17 protein-coding genes are annotated in these 18,165 nt (G+C 41.1%); 1 reads left to right on the forward strand and 16 read right to left on the reverse strand.

Features of this window, described 5'->3' with window-relative positions:
* The first annotated feature begins 46 nt into the window (after window positions 1-46).
* Window positions 47-898 carry a lysozyme inhibitor LprI family protein gene (locus MHN32_RS10605; RefSeq protein ID WP_239421688.1) on the forward strand — a complete coding sequence of 284 codons (852 nt, stop codon included), beginning with the start codon at window positions 47-49 and terminating at the stop codon, window positions 896-898.
* 34 nt (window positions 899-932) lie between these two features.
* Here MHN32_RS10605 and MHN32_RS10610 read toward each other — a convergent pair whose 3' ends face one another.
* From MHN32_RS10610 to MHN32_RS10685, 16 genes are all read right to left on the reverse strand, one after another.
* The gene (locus tag MHN32_RS10610; RefSeq protein ID WP_239421689.1) at window positions 933-1,325 is read right to left on the reverse strand and encodes a hypothetical protein; all 393 of its coding nucleotides are present in this window, start codon (window positions 1,323-1,325) and stop codon (window positions 933-935) included.
* Between the two features lie 58 nt (window positions 1,326-1,383).
* A complete protein-coding gene (locus tag MHN32_RS23850) occupies window positions 1,384-3,675 on the reverse strand; it encodes a diguanylate cyclase (protein ID WP_239421690.1) in 2,292 nt (763 codons plus the stop codon).
* A 2-nt stretch (window positions 3,676-3,677) separates the two neighbouring features.
* Complete coding sequence (locus MHN32_RS10620; RefSeq protein WP_239421691.1) at window positions 3,678-4,655, reverse strand: response regulator; 978 nt, start codon at window positions 4,653-4,655, stop codon at window positions 3,678-3,680.
* Window positions 4,627-5,766, reverse strand: coding sequence for a response regulator (locus tag MHN32_RS10625; RefSeq protein WP_239421692.1), 1,140 nt, complete (start codon window positions 5,764-5,766; stop codon window positions 4,627-4,629). The genes MHN32_RS10620 and MHN32_RS10625 overlap by 29 nt, the downstream gene beginning before the upstream one ends.
* The gene (locus MHN32_RS10630; protein ID WP_174168872.1) at window positions 5,756-7,654 is read right to left on the reverse strand and encodes an EAL domain-containing protein; all 1,899 of its coding nucleotides are present in this window, start codon (window positions 7,652-7,654) and stop codon (window positions 5,756-5,758) included. Before MHN32_RS10630 ends, MHN32_RS10625 begins: the two co-directional genes overlap by 11 nt.
* Before the next feature lie 2 nt (window positions 7,655-7,656).
* Window positions 7,657-8,256 (reverse strand): response regulator, encoded by a 600-nt coding sequence (locus tag MHN32_RS10635; RefSeq protein WP_010604755.1) that lies wholly within the window; start codon window positions 8,254-8,256, stop codon window positions 7,657-7,659.
* Between the two features lie 149 nt (window positions 8,257-8,405).
* Window positions 8,406-9,734, reverse strand: a complete 1,329-nt coding sequence (locus tag MHN32_RS10640) for a Na+/H+ antiporter family protein (protein WP_239421693.1) — start codon at window positions 9,732-9,734, stop codon at window positions 8,406-8,408.
* Between the two features lies 1 nt (window position 9,735).
* A complete protein-coding gene (locus MHN32_RS10645; protein ID WP_239421694.1) occupies window positions 9,736-11,679 on the reverse strand; it encodes a DUF3488 and transglutaminase-like domain-containing protein in 1,944 nt (647 codons plus the stop codon).
* Window positions 11,669-12,598 carry a DUF58 domain-containing protein gene (locus tag MHN32_RS10650; protein ID WP_239421695.1) on the reverse strand — a complete coding sequence of 310 codons (930 nt, stop codon included), beginning with the start codon at window positions 12,596-12,598 and terminating at the stop codon, window positions 11,669-11,671. Before MHN32_RS10650 ends, MHN32_RS10645 begins: the two co-directional genes overlap by 11 nt.
* Before the next feature lie 14 nt (window positions 12,599-12,612).
* Window positions 12,613-13,518 (reverse strand): AAA family ATPase, encoded by a 906-nt coding sequence (locus MHN32_RS10655; RefSeq protein WP_239421696.1) that lies wholly within the window; start codon window positions 13,516-13,518, stop codon window positions 12,613-12,615.
* Window positions 13,515-13,898 carry a response regulator gene (locus MHN32_RS10660; RefSeq protein WP_010372856.1) on the reverse strand — a complete coding sequence of 128 codons (384 nt, stop codon included), beginning with the start codon at window positions 13,896-13,898 and terminating at the stop codon, window positions 13,515-13,517. The genes MHN32_RS10655 and MHN32_RS10660 overlap by 4 nt, the downstream gene beginning before the upstream one ends.
* Window positions 13,899-14,159: 261 nt before the next feature.
* Complete coding sequence (locus tag MHN32_RS10665) at window positions 14,160-15,416, reverse strand: S41 family peptidase (RefSeq protein ID WP_239421697.1); 1,257 nt, start codon at window positions 15,414-15,416, stop codon at window positions 14,160-14,162.
* Window positions 15,417-15,461: 45 nt separating this feature from the next.
* Window positions 15,462-16,034: a tRNA-(ms[2]io[6]A)-hydroxylase gene (locus tag MHN32_RS10670; RefSeq protein ID WP_010604765.1), complete on the reverse strand. Its 573-nt coding sequence runs from the start codon at window positions 16,032-16,034 to the stop codon at window positions 15,462-15,464.
* 42 nt (window positions 16,035-16,076) lie between these two features.
* Window positions 16,077-16,730, reverse strand: coding sequence for a sulfotransferase family protein (locus tag MHN32_RS10675; RefSeq protein WP_239421698.1), 654 nt, complete (start codon window positions 16,728-16,730; stop codon window positions 16,077-16,079).
* A gap of 2 nt (window positions 16,731-16,732) precedes the next feature.
* On the reverse strand, window positions 16,733-17,107 hold the full coding sequence (locus MHN32_RS10680; protein WP_010604767.1) for an MAPEG family protein: 375 nt from the start codon (window positions 17,105-17,107) through the stop codon (window positions 16,733-16,735).
* Between the two features lie 56 nt (window positions 17,108-17,163).
* On the reverse strand, window positions 17,164-17,868 hold the full coding sequence (locus tag MHN32_RS10685) for an SIMPL domain-containing protein (protein WP_174168866.1): 705 nt from the start codon (window positions 17,866-17,868) through the stop codon (window positions 17,164-17,166).
* Window positions 17,869-18,165 lie beyond the last annotated feature (297 nt).

Below are 18,165 nucleotides of genomic sequence, written 5' to 3' on the forward strand. Positions count from 1 at the left end.
TTGGGGTGAGCTCAACTCTTGTTTACGCGATTAAAAGGAAATTAGCTTGAAAGCGATCACATTAACCCGTAATTTTTATCATGGATTGGCTGTAGCTATAGCCATCACTCTATTTGGATGTGCGTCACAAAATAGGACAGTTTTAACACCCACCGAGAAATTGAACGTTGAAGCGTTTCACTGTGGCGAGCAGTGGATGACAGAGGTCGATGATCTTTTAATAAGTGGCGATGGTAGCGGGCATGGTCCTGATCTTGGCAGCCAAGAATGGCAATCGGTCATTGAGTTTAAACTTGGTGTAAGAAGTTACTCGGATAAGCCTGACCGTAGCACGCAGGATTGGTGTCGCTATATTGACGAGCACTTAAAACAACATACCCTACATACGCCTTCATTCGCTTGTAACGAGGTAAGAGCAGGAAGTATGGAAGCCGATATTTGTAACAGTGCGGCGTTGTCTCGACTGGATCGCAGGCTCAATTCTGTGTATGAAAAAATTGTAAAAGAGCCGCATTCGAAGCAGCTTCAAGCCGAGCAAATAGGGTGGATAAAAGGGCGTAATGCGTGTTGGAAATCTAGCGATATCACGCATTGCTTGAAGCAGTCGTATATTCACCGTATTGCCGAGCTTGAGGCTCGTTTTGCATTAGTGACTAGCTCCGGGCATACGACGTATCTCTGTAACGATAAGTTATTATCCGTTTTTTACTACGATACTCAGCCACTAAGCATAGTCGCTGAATTTAATGACAGTGAAAAGCTGATGTTCATCGATAACTCCGCCAGTGATACTCATTACCGCGGTGGCGATTATCACCTTAAAGTACAAAGTAATGTAGCAATATTAACTTGGGGTTATTATCAACAGCCCATCCAGTGCAAAGTTACAGTAGACTAAATTTAGAAGCAGATTAGCGCTTCGAGTTGAAGCGCTAATCACCGGTTGAATGATAGCAAATCTTGTCGAGCATCATGATAATAAACGAGTCGTCTTTTGCTTTTCCTAAGAACTCCATTGCATTAAATTCAAACGTCCCATCAGATTTGACTTCGTATTGAAGAAGAAAATCAAACTTTTCGCCTTCTTCTTCTACATAACCATCAATATTTATGTAGTTTCTGCCCCAATCGCTTGTGAGATAATCCCAAGTGAGTTCGGTAAAAAAATTATTCATAACTTGGCGAAAAGTGTAGTCGCTACACTCTTTAAACGGTGTGTCCTGCATTCGGTCAATTTCTAACTCAGCAGTATAATCGGCATAAGCTACAGATGAGGCGACTAAAAACCCAAGTGCAGCTAGGTTAAGTGAGAGCTGTTTCATCATTTTCCATTTTTATGTCTGACGCGAAATTAAAGTATATCAAGCAATATGAAATATTTTGTTATTCGAACCAAACTACTTTATTTTTGCCAGTATGTTTAGCCTCATACAAAGCTTTATCAGCATCATTTAAATGTGCTGTAATAGACATTTTTTCCATCTCGGGAAGTACCGCTTTTACACCAATGCTGACCGTGAGATGTATTTTCTCTTTTTCTGACAGTGTAATTTCCAAGTTAGATATGGATTCTCTGATGGTCTCGATCAGTGCGCTAGATGATCCATGTGTGGCATCAAGTAACACAAATGCAAACTCCTCACCTCCCATTCGCGCGGTAAAATCATCACTGCGTAGCGCATCCTTTATGGTGTAAGCAATCAGTTTAATAGCTTTGTCACCAGCATCATGACCGTAGGTATCATTAATAGACTTAAAGTTATCGATATCTACCATACCAATTAAATAGGGGAAGGATATCTCACCAACTTCGGCGGCTTTTTCCATAAAGGCACGTCGGTTGGGCAGGCCTGATAAGGTGTCGGTCATTGCAAGTTCAAGCAGTTTGTTTTCTGCTTCTTGGCGCTCTTTATCGAGTTTAACCGCATAGTATAAACCCGCTAGAGAATCGACCAGTGGTTGTAAGAATTTTGCATCTTCTTCGGTATAGTCAAAAAACTTATTCGCAAGTCCTATCATACCGACCAATTCGCCATTGAGCTTTATCGGCAGCCCTAAAAACTTAGAGATCCTTGGGTGTCCTTTTGGCGTGCCTTTCGACGCGGGGTGCTTGCCTCGTTCATTACTAATGACGGTTTTTCCCGTCAGGATCACTGATCCAAACAGATTATTAAAATCAGTAAAATAGAGATCGTTATCATAATATCTCTGTACCAATTGAGAGCTTAAATCATTCCACTGCATTTCTGAAATGGCATGAATAAAGAGCCTTGGTACACCGGCGGTATGCTCAAGCTCGCCGATCAGCGCAAATTGGCTATCCGCAATGTCGATGAGCTCTTCTAGAATTTCACGGCATGATTTAGACAGATCACCTGTTTTTAAATAGGCTGACTGTGCTTTACTGATAAAAGACAGTAATTGCTTTTGCTTTCGCTCTTGCAACTGTGCCTCCATCCGGTAGGTAATATCCCGGTGAGTACCAGCAAGGCGCAGTGCTCTGCCACTATTATCGCGTTCAACCACTTTGCCATAGGTTTCTATCCACACCCAGTGGCCATCGGCATGTTTCATTCTATAGGACGTGGTGTAGGCATCGGTTAACCCTTGTAGGTGTTTGGCTAGGTCTCTTTCTACGTGACTACGATCGGCTGGATGAATAAGTTGGCGGAAGTAATTAACACTGGTCTCAACGTATTCAAATTCAATTCCAAGCATATCACACCACTTTTTATTAACTTTATTGATATCTGCTGGAATATTCCAATCCCATGTACCTAGCTCCGAGGCTTCTAACAATAGGCGCATCTGTCGGTTCGTCTCATTGAGTTTGTCTTCGGTGTACTTTTGCGCAGTATTTTCGGTAATAAAAGCCTGAATGCTTGTCATTCTGCCGTCGTGGTTAAAGTGCGCCACGGTGATCATACGGATCCAGATCTGTTTTGAGTCTAATGCCATCTCTAGCAAAATTTCAGACGCTTCTAAACCATCCAAGTGGTTTTGTAAGTTAAAATGAAATTTCTCAACACTTGGCTCGGTGAGTAAGTCTTCAAAATGCAATTCCCCGGAGCATAAGTGAAAAGCGTCAATACCAATCACGCGCTCAATATTCGGAGAAACCGTACGAATGCGCAGCCCATTATTGTACTTCCACTTAATTAACACGATTGGTGAAAAGCGGATTAACTCTTGATCTTCGAGGTATAACGAATAGTTTTTTTGTAGCTCTAAAATATTGGTGATAAGACCGCTGATCGTCTCGAGTAAATGAACATCTCGCTCGGCATAGTTTTTCGGTTTGGTATCGATTAAACATACGCCACCGATTGGCTTGCCGTCGAGTCTAAAAGGTACACCCAAGTATGAGCGAATGTAGGGCTCGCCAGTCACGAGCGGGTTATTGGCATAATTTTCATCCAAGGCGGTATCTGGAACAAGCAAAGACCTGTTATGTTTGATTAAGCTCTTACAAAAAGCATCTTGCTCCGGTGTCCTATCGGCTAGGATCCCATGTCTGGCGATCAGATGTTGCCATTGCCCTTCGATTACAGTGACTAAAGTTATTGGTACCTCAAAATAATCAGATAGGGAGGTAAGTAGCGTATTGAGGTCGGCGAGCGGAAAGCTTGATTCGACTAAATCTTGTGTTAATTCAACTTTTGCAAAAGTATCCACGCCTACTCTCCATTATTTAAAAATGCAGCAAGTTGAGTGGTGTTACTTTGTATCTCGTGAGGTAGTGCGGTATCGAGTAACTTTTCCAACTGAATTTCTAGCTCTATCTGCTTTCTTGGCAGTAAGGATTGCTCAATGTTATCCAGTACGAATAGATAGTTATGGGTCGGTGACGGTAATATTTTATAGTTTCTGAAAACTTCTTGCGCCGCAGCTGCCAATTTCGGTGTGGTGAGTTCGCAAGTTGGCAACGCATAGTAAGTGAGCACGGGGTTTATCGAGTAACATAATAGAAGTTCGGTGATAACTTCATAGACGTTAATTTCGTCTGTTACTTCGACTTTTTCTATGGTGATCAGATAGAACTCTTCGTCTTTTGGATTGCAGCGGATCTCACATCTTAAAACACCAAGAGGAGTGTGGTATATGCCATTACCACTAAAGCATGCCGAGAACTCTGCAAGTATCTGAGATTCTATGTCTTTGCTGAGATTATGCTCGACAACTTGGCCTTCATTATTGATTAATACCCGTGGGCAATCACGCTTTTTTAGTTGTTCCTGTAAAACCGTTTTAAAATAATTATTATTGTATACGTCTATTGCTGCATTAACTTCTTCGAGTAATTTGTCGTTCTCCCATGGTTTACATAAAAACTTATGCGCAACCTTGCTATTAATCATATCAATAAGCATATCGGAGTCGGTATAACCGCTAAGAATTAGGCCAATTGCACCAGGGTTTATTTTTTTGGCTCGTTTTAGAAAATCTCCACCATTCATGAGCGGCATTCTAAAATCAGAGATAATAACCTGAACGGGGTGCGTGTCTATGTACTCAAGAGCTTCAAAAGGATTATCAAAACTGACAACCTCTACCGAAGGCAGCCGTATGACTCGTTTTAACGCCTTAAGTATTGACGTTTCATCGTCTAATATCAGTACTTTGTAACTAACTAAAGTATTTGCTTCTGAGTTCATAGAAAAGCTCCAACCAATCTTGGCTCTTTTGATCAAAAAAGGTGTTGATCACCGTCTGATTGACTTCTTTATTGGTGATAGTGTCTATAAGCAACAATAGCTTAGTGGCATTGCAATCTGAGCTAGCCGTTTCTAGGGCATTAATGAGTGCATACAATTGATCTGTGATGGCTGACTCGTAGCCAATTAACGTGGCTGTATAAAGGGCGATGTGTAATTTCTCGATATAGCAACTCTGTGGGGAATGACATTGACTTTCGGTAATAAGCTGAGCTATTTCTGAGCCGAGCTCACCTAGAAATAATAAGGATTGAAGAAAAACAACACGCTCAGAGTCAATTGATGCGTCATGTAGCTTGTGTACCAATTCCTTAAGTAACTTGACCTTTTTAAAGTTAATATCGCTTAACTGCTCACAGTTCGCGATATCATATCTGGCTGCGACCATATTGTGATAACACACAGAGACAATAATTGCAGACACTAAATCTACACCGAGCGTCTTAATCGCGGTAGAGAGGGAGTATTGCTTCGTCGATAATCCCACATAAGCACTGTTACACAGGTGGAATAATTTAGCTTGAATGAGCACCTCTTGTTCTAGCATCGCTTCAAGCTTATGAAAATCTAAATCAATGTCTTCAATTTTACTTAGCAAGATAGGCAATTCGTTTTCAATGAAAGTTTCATTTAACGCACGCTTTATTGCTTCTCTTAAAGGCAGCTCATTGAGTCGATAAAAAGCGGTGATAACCTCATCGAATTCTTCTCTTCGAAATGGCTTAGCGATGATAAAGGTCGCAGAAATTGAAGATTTGCACAGTACCTTGCCCGTGGTATCGCCCGTTAATAACACGGTGAGGATTTGCGGATAACGGCGTCTAACGATATTGATTAATTCAACACCGTTAATCGATGGCATAAGGTAGTCACTCACAAAGATGTCTATGCTCGCTAACGTATCTAGGGATTCTATGAATTGTTTAGGTGATGAAAAGGTCAGTATCTCAGCGCCTTCCATGCTGATTTTGAAGTGGCGGTGGAGCGACTTCAACATTAACTCATCATCATCAACGAGCACAATCCGTGGCACTTGGCTTTTAATAGACATAGTGAGTAAACTCCTCAAGCAAAACAGGTTTTCCGATGAGATATCCTTGTACTTCATCGCATTTTAACTGTTCTAGAATTTCAAGCTGTTCCACGGTTTCTATACCTTCAGCGACAACTTTTAATTCAAGGTCGTGTACTAATCGAATAACATTTTGGACAAGATCTCGAGCTGATTTTGAACTGTCGATATTTTCAATCAGGCTTTTGTCAATTTTGATAACATCCACTGGCAATTTTGAAATATAGCCCAATGAGGAATATCCCGTACCGAAGTCATCGATGGCAATGGAGAATCCGATTTCTTTTAATTGTAATAATTTAGTTTTAGCTTGCTCGAGATTTTCTAAAACAAAGTTCTCGGTGATTTCTAACTCGAATTGCTCGGGTTTGAGCGAATACCTTTCAATAATCGAATACATGGTTTGTACAAAGCAGGGATCGGAAAGTTGATAAGGTGAAACATTCACTGCAACTTTTTGGATCTCAAGTTCTTCCTTTTGCCATTCGCACAGTGCAATACATGCCTGCTCAAGTACCCAAGTTCCTATTTTTACTATTTGTCCGTCTTTTTCTGCCAACGGAATAAAATAGTCTGGTGAGTTAGCGCCGAACTGGGTGTTCTTCCAGCGAATTAACACTTCGCAACTATTGATTGAATGTTCATTTAAATTAAGCTTAGGCTGGAACCTTAGATAAAACTCATCATTATCAACGGCGTTAAATAATGCCTCAGAGACTTTATGCTCGTTTAGCTTTTCTGAAAGCAGTGATTGCGAATAACGCATATAGAAGTCAGTGCGAGACTCGCAAACAAATTGGGTATAGATAACTAAACTGTCTATTGCTTCCGAGAGTGGTTGCTTAGGCTCAATCATGGTGTACGAGACAGAGAACTTGATTTGGATATTTTTGCGAATGAAAAATTGTTTAATTGAGTTGATTAACTCATCTAAAAATTTGTGTACCTCAATTTCACTTTGTACTGAATCTAGCCAGAAAATGGCTTGGTCAAAGCTAATTTCAAGCATCGAAAAATGAGTCGCTTCGCTCAGTAGAGCATGATCTATGATTTTTTTAAACGTATCTGAATATATTGGGGTATTAGAAATAATATTCTTAACCAACAAGTCTCGAATTTTCAGGCAGATCATGACAGAGTTATCGGTGCGATTGATATGTTCGAGAAAGCCCAGTTTGCTCTGATAAAAGTTAGGATATTTATCCTGCTCGCTGGAGAGGGGTTTAATGATAAGTAGGTAGCTGGATTCTGTTTTTAGCTTGAGCTCAACTTGACATAACACCCCAGAGCTTTTCAATGTTGCAATTCTGCGTTCAGTAAAATCATCAAGGCATTTATCACTTTCAAAATTAAACAGTTGAAAGAAGTTGCCTTTATTGACCTCGTTCAACACTAATTCCGTGTAAGCGTAATTACAGTCAATGACATTACCTATGGTATTAACTTCGACTAAAGGTGCATTATTGTTACGCAATATCTGGGTTTTTAATTCGTTTTTGTGATGGTTTGTGAGTGCCGCTTCTATCGTTGTGTACAGTTCTTCGTTATTCCAAGGCTTGGATAAAAACTTAAAGGTGTTATTCGCGTTGATCAGCGACTTCATATCGTCATAATCAGCTTGCCCACTGAGCACAATGCATTCAATACTGGGATCATGCTTTTTCACTTCTTGGATAAGCTCTTGGCCATTCATGCTGGGCATTCTGAAATCAGTAATAAGCACATGCGGTTTGTGCTCTTGTATTAAACCGAGCGCTTGTCTTGGGTCATCGGTATATACCACTTCATAATGCTGTAAACGCAGAGTGCGCTTAAGCGACTTTAGAATATCAATTTCATCATCAACCAACATGATAGGTGCATTCATAGCTACCCCTGGATTAGCGCATTAATTTTTTCTAACAGAATAGAGTTATCAAACGGTTTAGAAAGGGCATCGTTGGCGCCCATCGCTTTGGCCTTTTCAAGTTCTACATCATTTAACGCAGAGATCACCAAAATCTTAATCGCTTTAAATTCTTCTTTTTCGCGGATAAATGAGATCACTTGAAAGCCATCCATTCCCGGCATGGAAAGATCGAGCGTGATTAAACTTGGTTTAAACTCAGAGATGGCAATGCCTGCCATAAAGCCATCCCCAGCTTCTTGTATCAAATAATCGTTGCCTATCACTCGTCTTATCGCTTTTCTATATTGGGGCTCGTCATCAATGATAAGCACCTTAGCTAAATCCCGTTCTTTATCAGAGTGTAGACCACTTTCTGCGATTTGATAGTCGCTAATAAAGTCTTGCGAAAGGGGGATTTTGTGCTTGTTTAAAAAGGATAAAAAGTCTTCAAGTAAGACACGGTAGTTACCGCGTCCAGGAAGCTTATGACCTTTTAATTCGCCATTGGCAATCCAACGACTTACACTGCGTTGGTGTACGTTACAGTAGCTGGCGATTTCGCTTGGTTTAAGTGTTTGCATAGTCTTATTGCTTTAATTCTCTTACCTATTGGTATAGCACAAGAAAACTAATAAGACAAAAGCGACATTAGAGACAAAGAAAATAGAGTATGTTTGTGAGCTAAAGGTATCAAGGCGGGCAGCCTTGATACCATCATGGATATATAAACCTATAACACCATCGCGGCTATCCAGCCGAAGCAGAGTAGTGGGATGTTGAAGTGAATGAATGTAGGCACCACGGAATCCCATATGTGATCGTGCTGGCCGTCGGCATTTAAGCCAGAAGTGGGTCCAAGTGTGGAATCTGATGCAGGAGAGCCCGCGTCGCCTAATGCACCTGCGGTTCCCACCAAAGCGGCGGTAGCCATAGCGGAAAAGCCAACTTCTAGAGATAAAGGTACAAATAGCGTGGCAATGATTGGCACGGTTGAAAATGAACTGCCAATTCCCATGGTAATAAGTAAGCCAACAAGCAAAATCATCGCAGCAGCGAGTGGTTTATTATCGCCAACAAAATCTGCACAACTTGCTACTAAACTTGCCACATCGCCCGTTGCTTTCATGACGGAGGCAAAGCCTTGAGCAGAGATCATGATAAAACCTATCATTGCCATCATCGCCACGCCTTTGCTGAAAACATCGGAGTTTTGTTCCCATTTCACAATGCCAAAGAGGCTAAAAATCATCACGCCAACGAGCCCACCTAATATCATTGAGCCACTGTTATTTTGTGCAATGAGAGAAGCCAGCACCGCAGCACCGCCGACGATCATGACTTTAGTTGCTTCTTGGCCTTCCGGTACTGTGTTTGACTGAGTACTTTGCTGTTGACTCACTTCATAAACTCGCTTTTTACGATAAGTAATGAAAACGGCAATCAACAGGCCAATCAGCATACCAAGCGCTGGGATCACCATAGCGTACGGCACGTCGAACTTAACCAATTCTAAACCATTGTCTACAAGGTTTTTATGCAAAATAGAGTAAAGGTAAATGCCACCGAATCCATATGGCAACACCATATAACTGGTCGCTAGGCCAAACGTTAAAATACACGCAATCGCACGGCGGTCTATCGTCAGCTTGTTCAGTACGACTAATAGCGCTGGAATGAGGATCGGAATAAACGCAATATGGACAGGCACAAGGTTTTGCGAGGCAATCGAGCAAGCCAAGATGATGACCATTATAAACATGCTTAAAAACGTTGAGCCTTCGCTATCATTGGCATTAACCAATTTGAGCAGCTTTTGCGCGAGGATTTGAGTTAAGCCAGACTTTGAAATAGCAACTGCAAACCCACCTAACATGGCATAGCTTAAGGCTATTTCTGCGCCGCCAGATAGCCCATCATTAAAGGCGTTTAAGGTTGTCTTCAAATCTAAACCGGCCACTAAGCCCGCAGCTATTGCACTAACTGTCATGGCGACAATTACATTTATTCTAAAGAGGGTTAACCCCAGCATGAGCAAGACGCCCAAAATAACAGCATTCATACTATTTTCTTGCCTTTCTTTTTATTGATTTATACAACCTCTTCAACTCACCAAGCTCAAGTTTATTAAGTGGTTTTTGTTGATACTGTGACTTTTCAATTAATTGATAAAACTGCCAAAGTGACGCTTCTAACTCAGGAAATAACTTACATAACTCAACAATATGTTGTTTCGCCGTAGTGCCACTTAGGTGCTCTTTGAAATCGGACACTATAGCATTGTAATAGACAAGTTCGATAGGGCGTTTATGCCGAGTAAGCTGCTTGCTAAGGTAAAATAGCGCAATTGAGAGCAAAAGCAGCATAAACAGGGAAAATATCCCAGCCCAAAATTGACCATTACTCCCAAACCACTCTTTAAACAGTGCGCCTTGCTTTTCTTTGTCAAAATTAATGACGACGCGAGTCCACTGATAGTCAAGCTCCTCGAGCTGTAATCGCAACCAATTAATAGATTGCCAATTAGACAACCCAATTAAGCTGTAGCCCAAACCACTTTTAAACTCGCTCGATAATTGTTCTAACTGAGAAAGACTCCCTGTCATGCGTTCTGGGGCAATCCAGGCAGTTGGGTCTAAGCGTTGCCAGCCAATTCCCGGTGTAAAATATTCAACCCAAGCATGTGCGTCATATTGATAAACGCTGTAATAGCCTTGATTGTCATTTTTTTCACCGCCCAGATAGCCTGATACTAAGCGAGCGGGGATACCCGCGCTTCGCAGTAGAAACGCCGCAGCAGAGGCGTAATGACCACAAAAACCGTTAAACGAGCTAAATAGAAAGTCATCAATCCTATCGCTCGATTGGGCTGTAGTTGGTGTTAAGGTATAGACGAAACCATTTTGCAAAAAATAGCGCTTCATTAATTCAATGAATTGGCTCGTTGTTGTCGATTGACTGTCCCAATCGCGCGCCAGTTGCCTTGCCTGTTGATTAATGCCGTCAGGTAATGCGGTGTTACGTCTATAATACCAAGGCCTTAACGAATCTTGGGGTTCAAAGTGAGTGAAATCGATTTGATACTCGACAGGTTTTGCTGATAGGTTTTTCAAATAGACCGTGCCAAACACGTTACTATTCAACTTAGCGTCTTTCGAATAAGAGTATGACAGGCCGTACAACCAGGGAAGTTGGCTTGGCTGCGCAATAATGGTTGCTGCGCCAATCGGTTCTTTTGGCAACGCTCTGATATTGGTACCTTGATACTCAGAGACTTTCCATTGCCGTCCGTCAAATTCATCATGAATAATTGCACGCCAATAGAAAGGTCCAGTTTGTTGAGTGTTCTCAAATGACGCCCTAAACACCAAGTCGCTGGACTGGGATACGTTTGCGATATTGAAAGGATCTACATTCTCAGATAATCCTGTTTTTGCTTGATTCTGCGGTGCAGGTAACTGCCAAAATGCCGGGAGTTTTGGTAAAAAAACGACTAATAAGGTAGCTACAGGCAGCACCAATACCAATCCCTTTGCACTTACCTTAAGCGCAGGTTTGAACCTTAGGTTTTGCTCGAGATTAAGCATGATAGCTAAATTAACAGCCAGCAAAATCAATACAAGAAATGCTGCAAATATACTTTGTGTAAAAAGAAATAAGCACGGATAAGTAAAGAAATTCAAAATACATATTTGTGTAAATTGGCGAGCTTGCGTGGCATGCACTTGTTTCAGTAGCGATGCAACCAACATCAAAGCCACAAAAACATTCACGCTGTTTTTTATACCTATTAATGAGGCCGTTGCAATGGCGCCGAGTAAAGTGACCAAGTTGATAAAGCGAATGCTTAACACGCTTGGTTTAATCACCAACCTCGATGCTTGCCATAGTGTTAAAACGGTACATAACCCGACAAAGCCGATACCAAAATCATCGACAAGAATAATGCTCAGCAGCCATAAAAATAGTGACGTGCTGTAGTACCATTTTGGGAAGCTAGAATTCACTTAATGCCTCCAAGCAACATAGTTTATGGGTTTCACCGTGACCGAACGGGATCCTGTTTTGTTGCAGTAAGAGGGCATAACTTGTTTGTTGCTTATCGGCGTCAAGCACCATAGTACAAAGTTTACTCAGACGTTCTTCTTTGCTGCCTGAAAGTTTAGAATAATCGAAAATAATGCGGTGTAAATCGGCCGACTCCGGTGCATTCTGTTTAATTAACATCAGTTCTGTCTTGGCGTAATGCTTCCAAGAAACGCGGCTTAAACTCATCCCTTTTTGATATTGCGAGAGATGGTCGAACTCAACTGAACGCTCTTTCTGTTGTATGCTTTGGCTAGTATTCGAGGCACTGCCGAAGCTAAACTCTGTGTCTACAACGGGCAATGGAGTAGGGTACACGTAGAAAGCATCGTTTGGTTTTATATACGACCAGGTACGAATAAGGCCAAATGGGAAGTAGCTGAGGATTTTAATTACCCCCGTATCATATACGCCACGAGGTAATTCAGGGGCACTTAGCTCAAGAATTTTCTCATCACTCACTTTGGAAATATAGGTAGCCGTTTGGTTGTATTCACTTGAAAGTCTGAGTGATTGGATCTCTGTGCTAGATGAAATACTGAGCCTAATAGATGAACTATATGGGCTAAAATTAGCATTACTTCCCAAATATCGGACATTTGTATTGTTCAAGTTGAAAAAACCTAAAAATAGGGCGGCTATCATCATCACAGCCATTATGTAGGACACTGCAAGGATTAGATTATTTTGATAGTTGATCCCCAATACAAAATTAAGCAAAGCCACAGCGATAAAAAAACCGCCATCCTTAGATGGCAGTATGTAGATATTATTATGAGATAACCGTATTTCTGAGCGTTGATGTCGTTGATAAATATGCTGCTTAACTTTCCGTTTCAAGCGGTTAATCATGCTTAATGTACCGGTACGTTTTGAAAGACCTGTGTCTGAACTTCTGCTTCATTAGTCGTGGTAACGCCAAGTCGATGGGCACAGACTGAAGTGAAAACGGCTTGAACATCATCGGGTATGACGAAATCTCGACCACTAATAAACGCATATGCACGACTTGCGGCTGCAAGTGCGATGCTAGCTCTTGGCGACAAAGGATCGCTAAATTGACCTGAGCTTCGTGTGTAGTTAACTAAGCGAAGGATGTAATCAATAATAGCGTCACTTAGCACAATGTTAGGCACAACTTGTTGATAGGCTAACAGTATTTTACCATCGATCACTTGTGGTGCTTGAGTCAGTTTTCTCGCTTTCCCAGCTAATTTAATTAGCTGCGCTTCTGCCATTTCCGAGGGGTATCCTAAGCTTATACGCATAAAAAAGCGGTCTAGTTGTGACTCAGGCAGTGGATGCGTGCCAGATTGATGCTGAGGATTTTGCGTTGCAATCACAAAAAATGGGCTAGGGAGCTCATGGCTTACGCCATCGATGGTTACTTGATGTTCTTCCATGGACTCCAACAACGCGCTTTGAGTTTTTGGACTTGCGCGGTTGATTTCATCGGCCAGTAAAACTTGGCTGAAAATTGGACCAGGATGGAATTCAAAAGACTGATGTTCACGGTTAAAAATAGAAGTGCCGGTAATATCAGCTGGGAGTAGATCGCTAGTAAATTGCACGCGACGATATGTCAGGCCTAACACATCAGCAAGAGAATGAGATAGCGTCGTCTTACCCATACCTGGTAAATCTTCAATAAGGAGATGACCGCGACACAAAAGACTGCAGATCGCGAGCTTTATTTGTTCAGGCTTTTCTAAAATAACGGTAGAGAGCGCATCGGTAAGTTTCTTTATTTCTTCATTCATGTAACCAGCTCTAAACGCTTCATGACTGAATCCACTTTATGTGCATTGAAAGGTTTAGCGATAAAGCCCTTAGCACCAAGCTCCCAAGTGTTTTGAACATTCTCCATACTATTATGGCCAGAGCACATGATGACATGGGCCACAGGAAAGTTTTCGTTGATGTAGGAAAGAATTTCGGTGCCATCTGTATCGGGAAGCTCAATATCTAAAAAGACAACACTGGGTTGTTTATGCTTTAGTAGGGGCTTTGCGGAATCAAAGTCTTCACAACCATAAACTTCTTCAAACCCTAAGTTTTCCAAAATCTGTGTCAGAAAATCTCTGATCTCAACAGCGTCATCAATTATCAAGATTGGTTCTAGCGGTCTTACAAATTCCATATGTCGATACTTCAAATTACAAATTCAACCACATACTATAAAAAGCGAAACCATAGCTCAATAGAAAATACAGTAAACTTTTTATTAATGTCCGATACCGTCTAGTATTGGACATATTAAGGGTGATTAAATTGGCTTTCTTAACACTACAATTACTACAAACTATATAGCCTATAATTTATATTATGTTAAATACAGTGAATTAAAAGAGAGATTAACTTACTCTCTTGTACAATCAAAATTTCGCTGGATGTTTACGGACTAATTTTTGACCTGCTTATCCGTTTTCGAATATAAAACTGACACCGCTGTTTCTAGTGCTACATCCCTACCATTATTGTCCATATCGCCAGCTACAATTATATTTGGTTCGAAGTCTTCACGAAAACTACCATTTACGTGATATAAGCGTTCAAACCCAACTTCAACCCAAGCGTTACTTTGATCAAGGACGAGACGTTTGATGCCGCCAAGCAAATCAGCCATCGGTGCGCCAATTACTGCGTCCGCACCCAAAGCATCAAAGCCAATTGTCATGCCTTCTCCAATACTGCCAGTCCAGCGCCCAGCAAGTACAACAAACGGTACCTTTATGTGTTGCTTTGCTGGTTTAGTGAGCGCGTCTTTTAACTCTGCTTTGTTGAATTGTACAGCTCCCGTTTGAGTACGGTACTTTTGATACACGCTTGGCGCAGCAGTAAAATGTCCAAGTATGGGTTCTGCGACACCAGTATTCCCGCCGCTGGGTGTATTTCTAAGGTCAATAATATAACCTTTCACTTCACCTAAAAGCTTTAATGCAGCTTTAAACTCATCAACGGTTTGGGCGTTGCCCATGGCGTTATTAAATCGAATATGACCAAATTCATCTATTTTTTCGTAGGATACTTTAGGCCCATTACCTAGCGCATTTATCGCATCATAACTTGCGGCAAGTTCGACAGTTGCTAGCTTTGTATCCCGTTGAAATTCAATTTCGCGTTTTTGATAACGTTTTCCTCCTAACGCAATATTCAGTGCGTAACTCTTCTGAGCCTTATTTAATTGACTCAATGGCACCTGCATTACGTCTTGGATGGATTGCGATATTGTATTGCCATCTATCCTTGTCACTTTATCTCCGGGTTTTATCCCTTTAACGTCTGCATCGCTGCCCCGTTTTACGTCAATAATAAGTGCGCTGTTATCATTAAACTCGACATACATATCTGCACCTGTTGGATACACACTGTAATCCTCTTCATTTAATGGACCAAGATTGAGATGCGGATCTGTAAAGTGGCGTAAATATGCTTGGCTTAAATCAATAAAGGCTTGCTTTGAATCTAAATTATTTAACTTATTCTCAAATAGCTGCCGAGTTTGCTGGTAATCTTTAAAGTCATCTAGATATGCGTAATGGGTTTGCAAGTTATGATCGAGTTCTTTCCAAGCATCTAACGCGCTAAAAGTCTCAGTACTTGCAGAAAAATTTGTTGTTAAAAGGAAGCTGAAGCATAAAAAAGCATTTAGTTTCATATTATTATGTCCTTGTTATTATTATTTAATCCCAGTTATTTCATACTAATGAAGCGCTGCGCTAAATGGAATACGCTTACAAATATCCGCTTCTGCGATGAGAATTTCCTCTAAACGTTTGTCTATCGTTAATTTGTCGAAATACTCGTAGCCGAGCTCCACAAAGAGGTTTTTGTGTTTTTCTTCTGACTTGGCGATTGCAACATAAAAGTCTTTCTCTTTGCCTTCAGGAAGCGCTTCTGCAACTAAAGAAAAACGCTCGTGGCCCCTAGCCTCAATTACCGCACCAATCAGTAATCTATCAATTAAATATTCATCTGTGCCTTGGCGGAATAATGCGCGCATTTGCTTTATATAGGGGTCTTTTTGATCGTTTCCTAGTAGCGTACCACGCTCGGTTAAGATCTTAAGTACCTGTTTAAAATGGATCATTTCTTCTATTGCGAGATCAGCCATCGCTTTTACTAGCTTGATCCTGTCTGGGTAATGACCAAGCATTGCCATCGCCATTCCGGCTGCTTTTTTTTCTGCAGCGGCGTGATCTTGAAGAAAGGTATCAAAGTCGGCTAGGACTTTTTCAGTCCAGCTAAAAGGTGTGTGATATTTTAATTCAAACATAATTCTACCTTGTATATACAGCTTGTGGTGAGTATAACAAACTCAGGCGCTCGAGCGAACTTGCATGCTAAAGAGCGCTGTGTCTTTATCTGCTTTGCCATTACGTGTCGATTCTACTTTATTGGGGTGTGAAAACCACTTCCATGCAGTGACTTTACCACCGATATTGACATGCGGAATGGTCACTTTTTCTTGAGTCACGCCTATAAATTCGGCAAGCGTTTGCTCGGCATCAGTCGCGGTTAGATTGACCATTATAATAGGAATATGATTCATTTTTGCAAAGCTAAGCACCCTAACATGATGCTTGCTATAACGATCCCGCCAATAACCATCGTCTTCAAAATGTTTGTCAAAATCAGGAAAAGTTTCCAAATAACAACGCTTAATGGTGTCGTTAAAGCCCCCTTTTTGTGACAGTAAATTTTCTTTCATTGCCGTCATCAAACGCTTAATTGAGGGAAGCCATTGCTCAAAATCTCGTGTCAAATGTACTATTTTAACTTCAGGATATAAAGCATATAGTTTTTCATAGTCAGCAAAAACGGGCGTGTCAGCAATAAACTCAGCGCAGTCTAATGCTTGCCTTGTGTATGCCGTGTGTGCTGTTTTGTATCCAGCACCTAATGCAGCAATACACAGACTTGTTGTGCCCGTTCGTGGTAAACCCGTTACCAGAAATTTGTGCTTTGTCATATTTAGATAAAGTAATACACGAGGTTGAATGACGCTAAAATAAGTATTACTCCATATGTTGTCGCCATCGCTACTTTTCTGATTGAAAAGTTGGTTTTACCGAGTGCAACATAGTGTGCAACTCGAGAAAACAAAAAAGCAATGCCAAAAGCATGAAGTAGATATGGGTTGATTTGTTGAGTTTCGAGTAACAACATCATTAACAGTACGAAAGGTGTGTACTCGATAAAGTTGCCGTGGATCCGTATTGCACTTTGCAGTTCATCGACACCGCCATCTCCTAGCGATACTTTGTGTCTGTGTCTGAGTGATATTATGTTAAAACTGAGTTTAATATAGATTATTGCCAGTAATGCCGCATATAAACCGGTGATCATAAAAAGCCCTCCAATGGAGGGCTTAGTGTATAAGTTTAATTAGTTCACAGCCAGTATTACTCAATTAAGTAAACAGCATAAACTTCCGCATTCAATGTAATTGCACCTGTGTTATACGCATTTTTGTATGCGCCTTGATCTGCTTCCATCGCCATTGCTGCAGAGCGCACGTAAGGCTGAACTGGCGTTTGCATTGGTTGGAATGAAACTGAGTACAGTTTTGCCAATTCAACATCAAACTCGCCTGCTAGTTCTTTAGCTGCTTTCTTTGCATCTTTAATGGCGGCTTTTTTGAGACTTTGCAGATACTTGCCTTCATTTTCAACACCAAATTCTGTGTTATTGAACTGATTGATGCCGCTGTCTACAAACTCTTGAAGTAACTCTGGGTATTTTTTGATGTCTTTAAGTTTCACAGTCAAGCTGCGGCTCACACGAAAACCATCAAACTCTTCTTCATTTGATTCGCGATTGTAGCGTGTCTGTCTGTAAACATTCAGTTGCTCTGCGTGAATATCGTCTTCTTTAATATCGAAGCGTTTAGCGATTTCTATGGCCTTAGCCATAATCTTATCGACGTTTTCTTTAGCTGTGGGTAGCGACTTTTGCTTTTCGGTAATGGCAACACGTATGGTTGCAACATCGGGTTGTACTTGAATAAATGAAGTGCCTTTAACATATAAATGCGGAGAGTCAGGCAATGCGCCTGCAAAGCTAAATCCAGATAAACATAATGCCAGTAAGCCAGTTAAAATTCGCATCTTTTGCTCCTAAAATGTGATACCTGCATATTCAAGCATATTTCAATTAACAACTACTGAATTGGATTTCAAGGTAACAAACTTTAACAAAATGAGTGATTATCACTCTGAGAAGTTATATGTGGTACTCTCAACTTTTACGCGTGATTGATAAACAAAAATCGCCGCCAATATGAGTTGGCGGCGATTTCTGTTTTAGCTAGGGCCTGTTGACCTTTGCTGTTTGATTTTTGTTCTTCTGAGTGTGTTTTGGTCGCGACGCTCGACTTGCCGCCTAGTAATCTAGGCAAAAGTTGA

This window comes from Pseudoalteromonas sp. Of11M-6, assembly GCF_022347905.1.
Taxonomy (GTDB): Bacteria; Pseudomonadota; Gammaproteobacteria; order Enterobacterales; family Alteromonadaceae; genus Pseudoalteromonas.

What these genes read in the sequence shown, in the direction of transcription:
- MHN32_RS10630 (WP_174168872.1), bottom strand. Translation starts at nt 7,654, where the DNA reads ATGAATGCACCTATCATGTTGGTTGATGATGAAATTGATATTCTAAAG.
- MHN32_RS10655 (WP_239421696.1), bottom strand. Translation starts at nt 13,518, where the DNA reads ATGAATGAAGAAATAAAGAAACTTACCGATGCGCTCTCTACCGTTATT.
- MHN32_RS10625 (WP_239421692.1), bottom strand. Translation starts at nt 5,766, where the DNA reads ATGTCTATTAAAAGCCAAGTGCCACGGATTGTGCTCGTTGATGATGAT.
- MHN32_RS10660 (WP_010372856.1), bottom strand. Translation starts at nt 13,898, where the DNA reads ATGGAATTTGTAAGACCGCTAGAACCAATCTTGATAATTGATGACGCT.
- MHN32_RS10685 (WP_174168866.1), bottom strand. Translation starts at nt 17,868, where the DNA reads ATGCGAATTTTAACTGGCTTACTGGCATTATGTTTATCTGGATTTAGC.
- MHN32_RS10610 (WP_239421689.1), bottom strand. Translation starts at nt 1,325, where the DNA reads ATGATGAAACAGCTCTCACTTAACCTAGCTGCACTTGGGTTTTTAGTC.
- MHN32_RS10675 (WP_239421698.1), bottom strand. Translation starts at nt 16,730, where the DNA reads ATGACAAAGCACAAATTTCTGGTAACGGGTTTACCACGAACGGGCACA.
- MHN32_RS10670 (WP_010604765.1), bottom strand. Translation starts at nt 16,034, where the DNA reads ATGTTTGAATTAAAATATCACACACCTTTTAGCTGGACTGAAAAAGTC.
- MHN32_RS10640 (WP_239421693.1), bottom strand. Translation starts at nt 9,734, where the DNA reads ATGAATGCTGTTATTTTGGGCGTCTTGCTCATGCTGGGGTTAACCCTC.
- MHN32_RS10665 (WP_239421697.1), bottom strand. Translation starts at nt 15,416, where the DNA reads ATGAAACTAAATGCTTTTTTATGCTTCAGCTTCCTTTTAACAACAAAT.
- MHN32_RS10620 (WP_239421691.1), bottom strand. Translation starts at nt 4,655, where the DNA reads ATGAACTCAGAAGCAAATACTTTAGTTAGTTACAAAGTACTGATATTA.
- MHN32_RS10635 (WP_010604755.1), bottom strand. Translation starts at nt 8,256, where the DNA reads ATGCAAACACTTAAACCAAGCGAAATCGCCAGCTACTGTAACGTACAC.
- MHN32_RS10680 (WP_010604767.1), bottom strand. Translation starts at nt 17,107, where the DNA reads ATGATCACCGGTTTATATGCGGCATTACTGGCAATAATCTATATTAAA.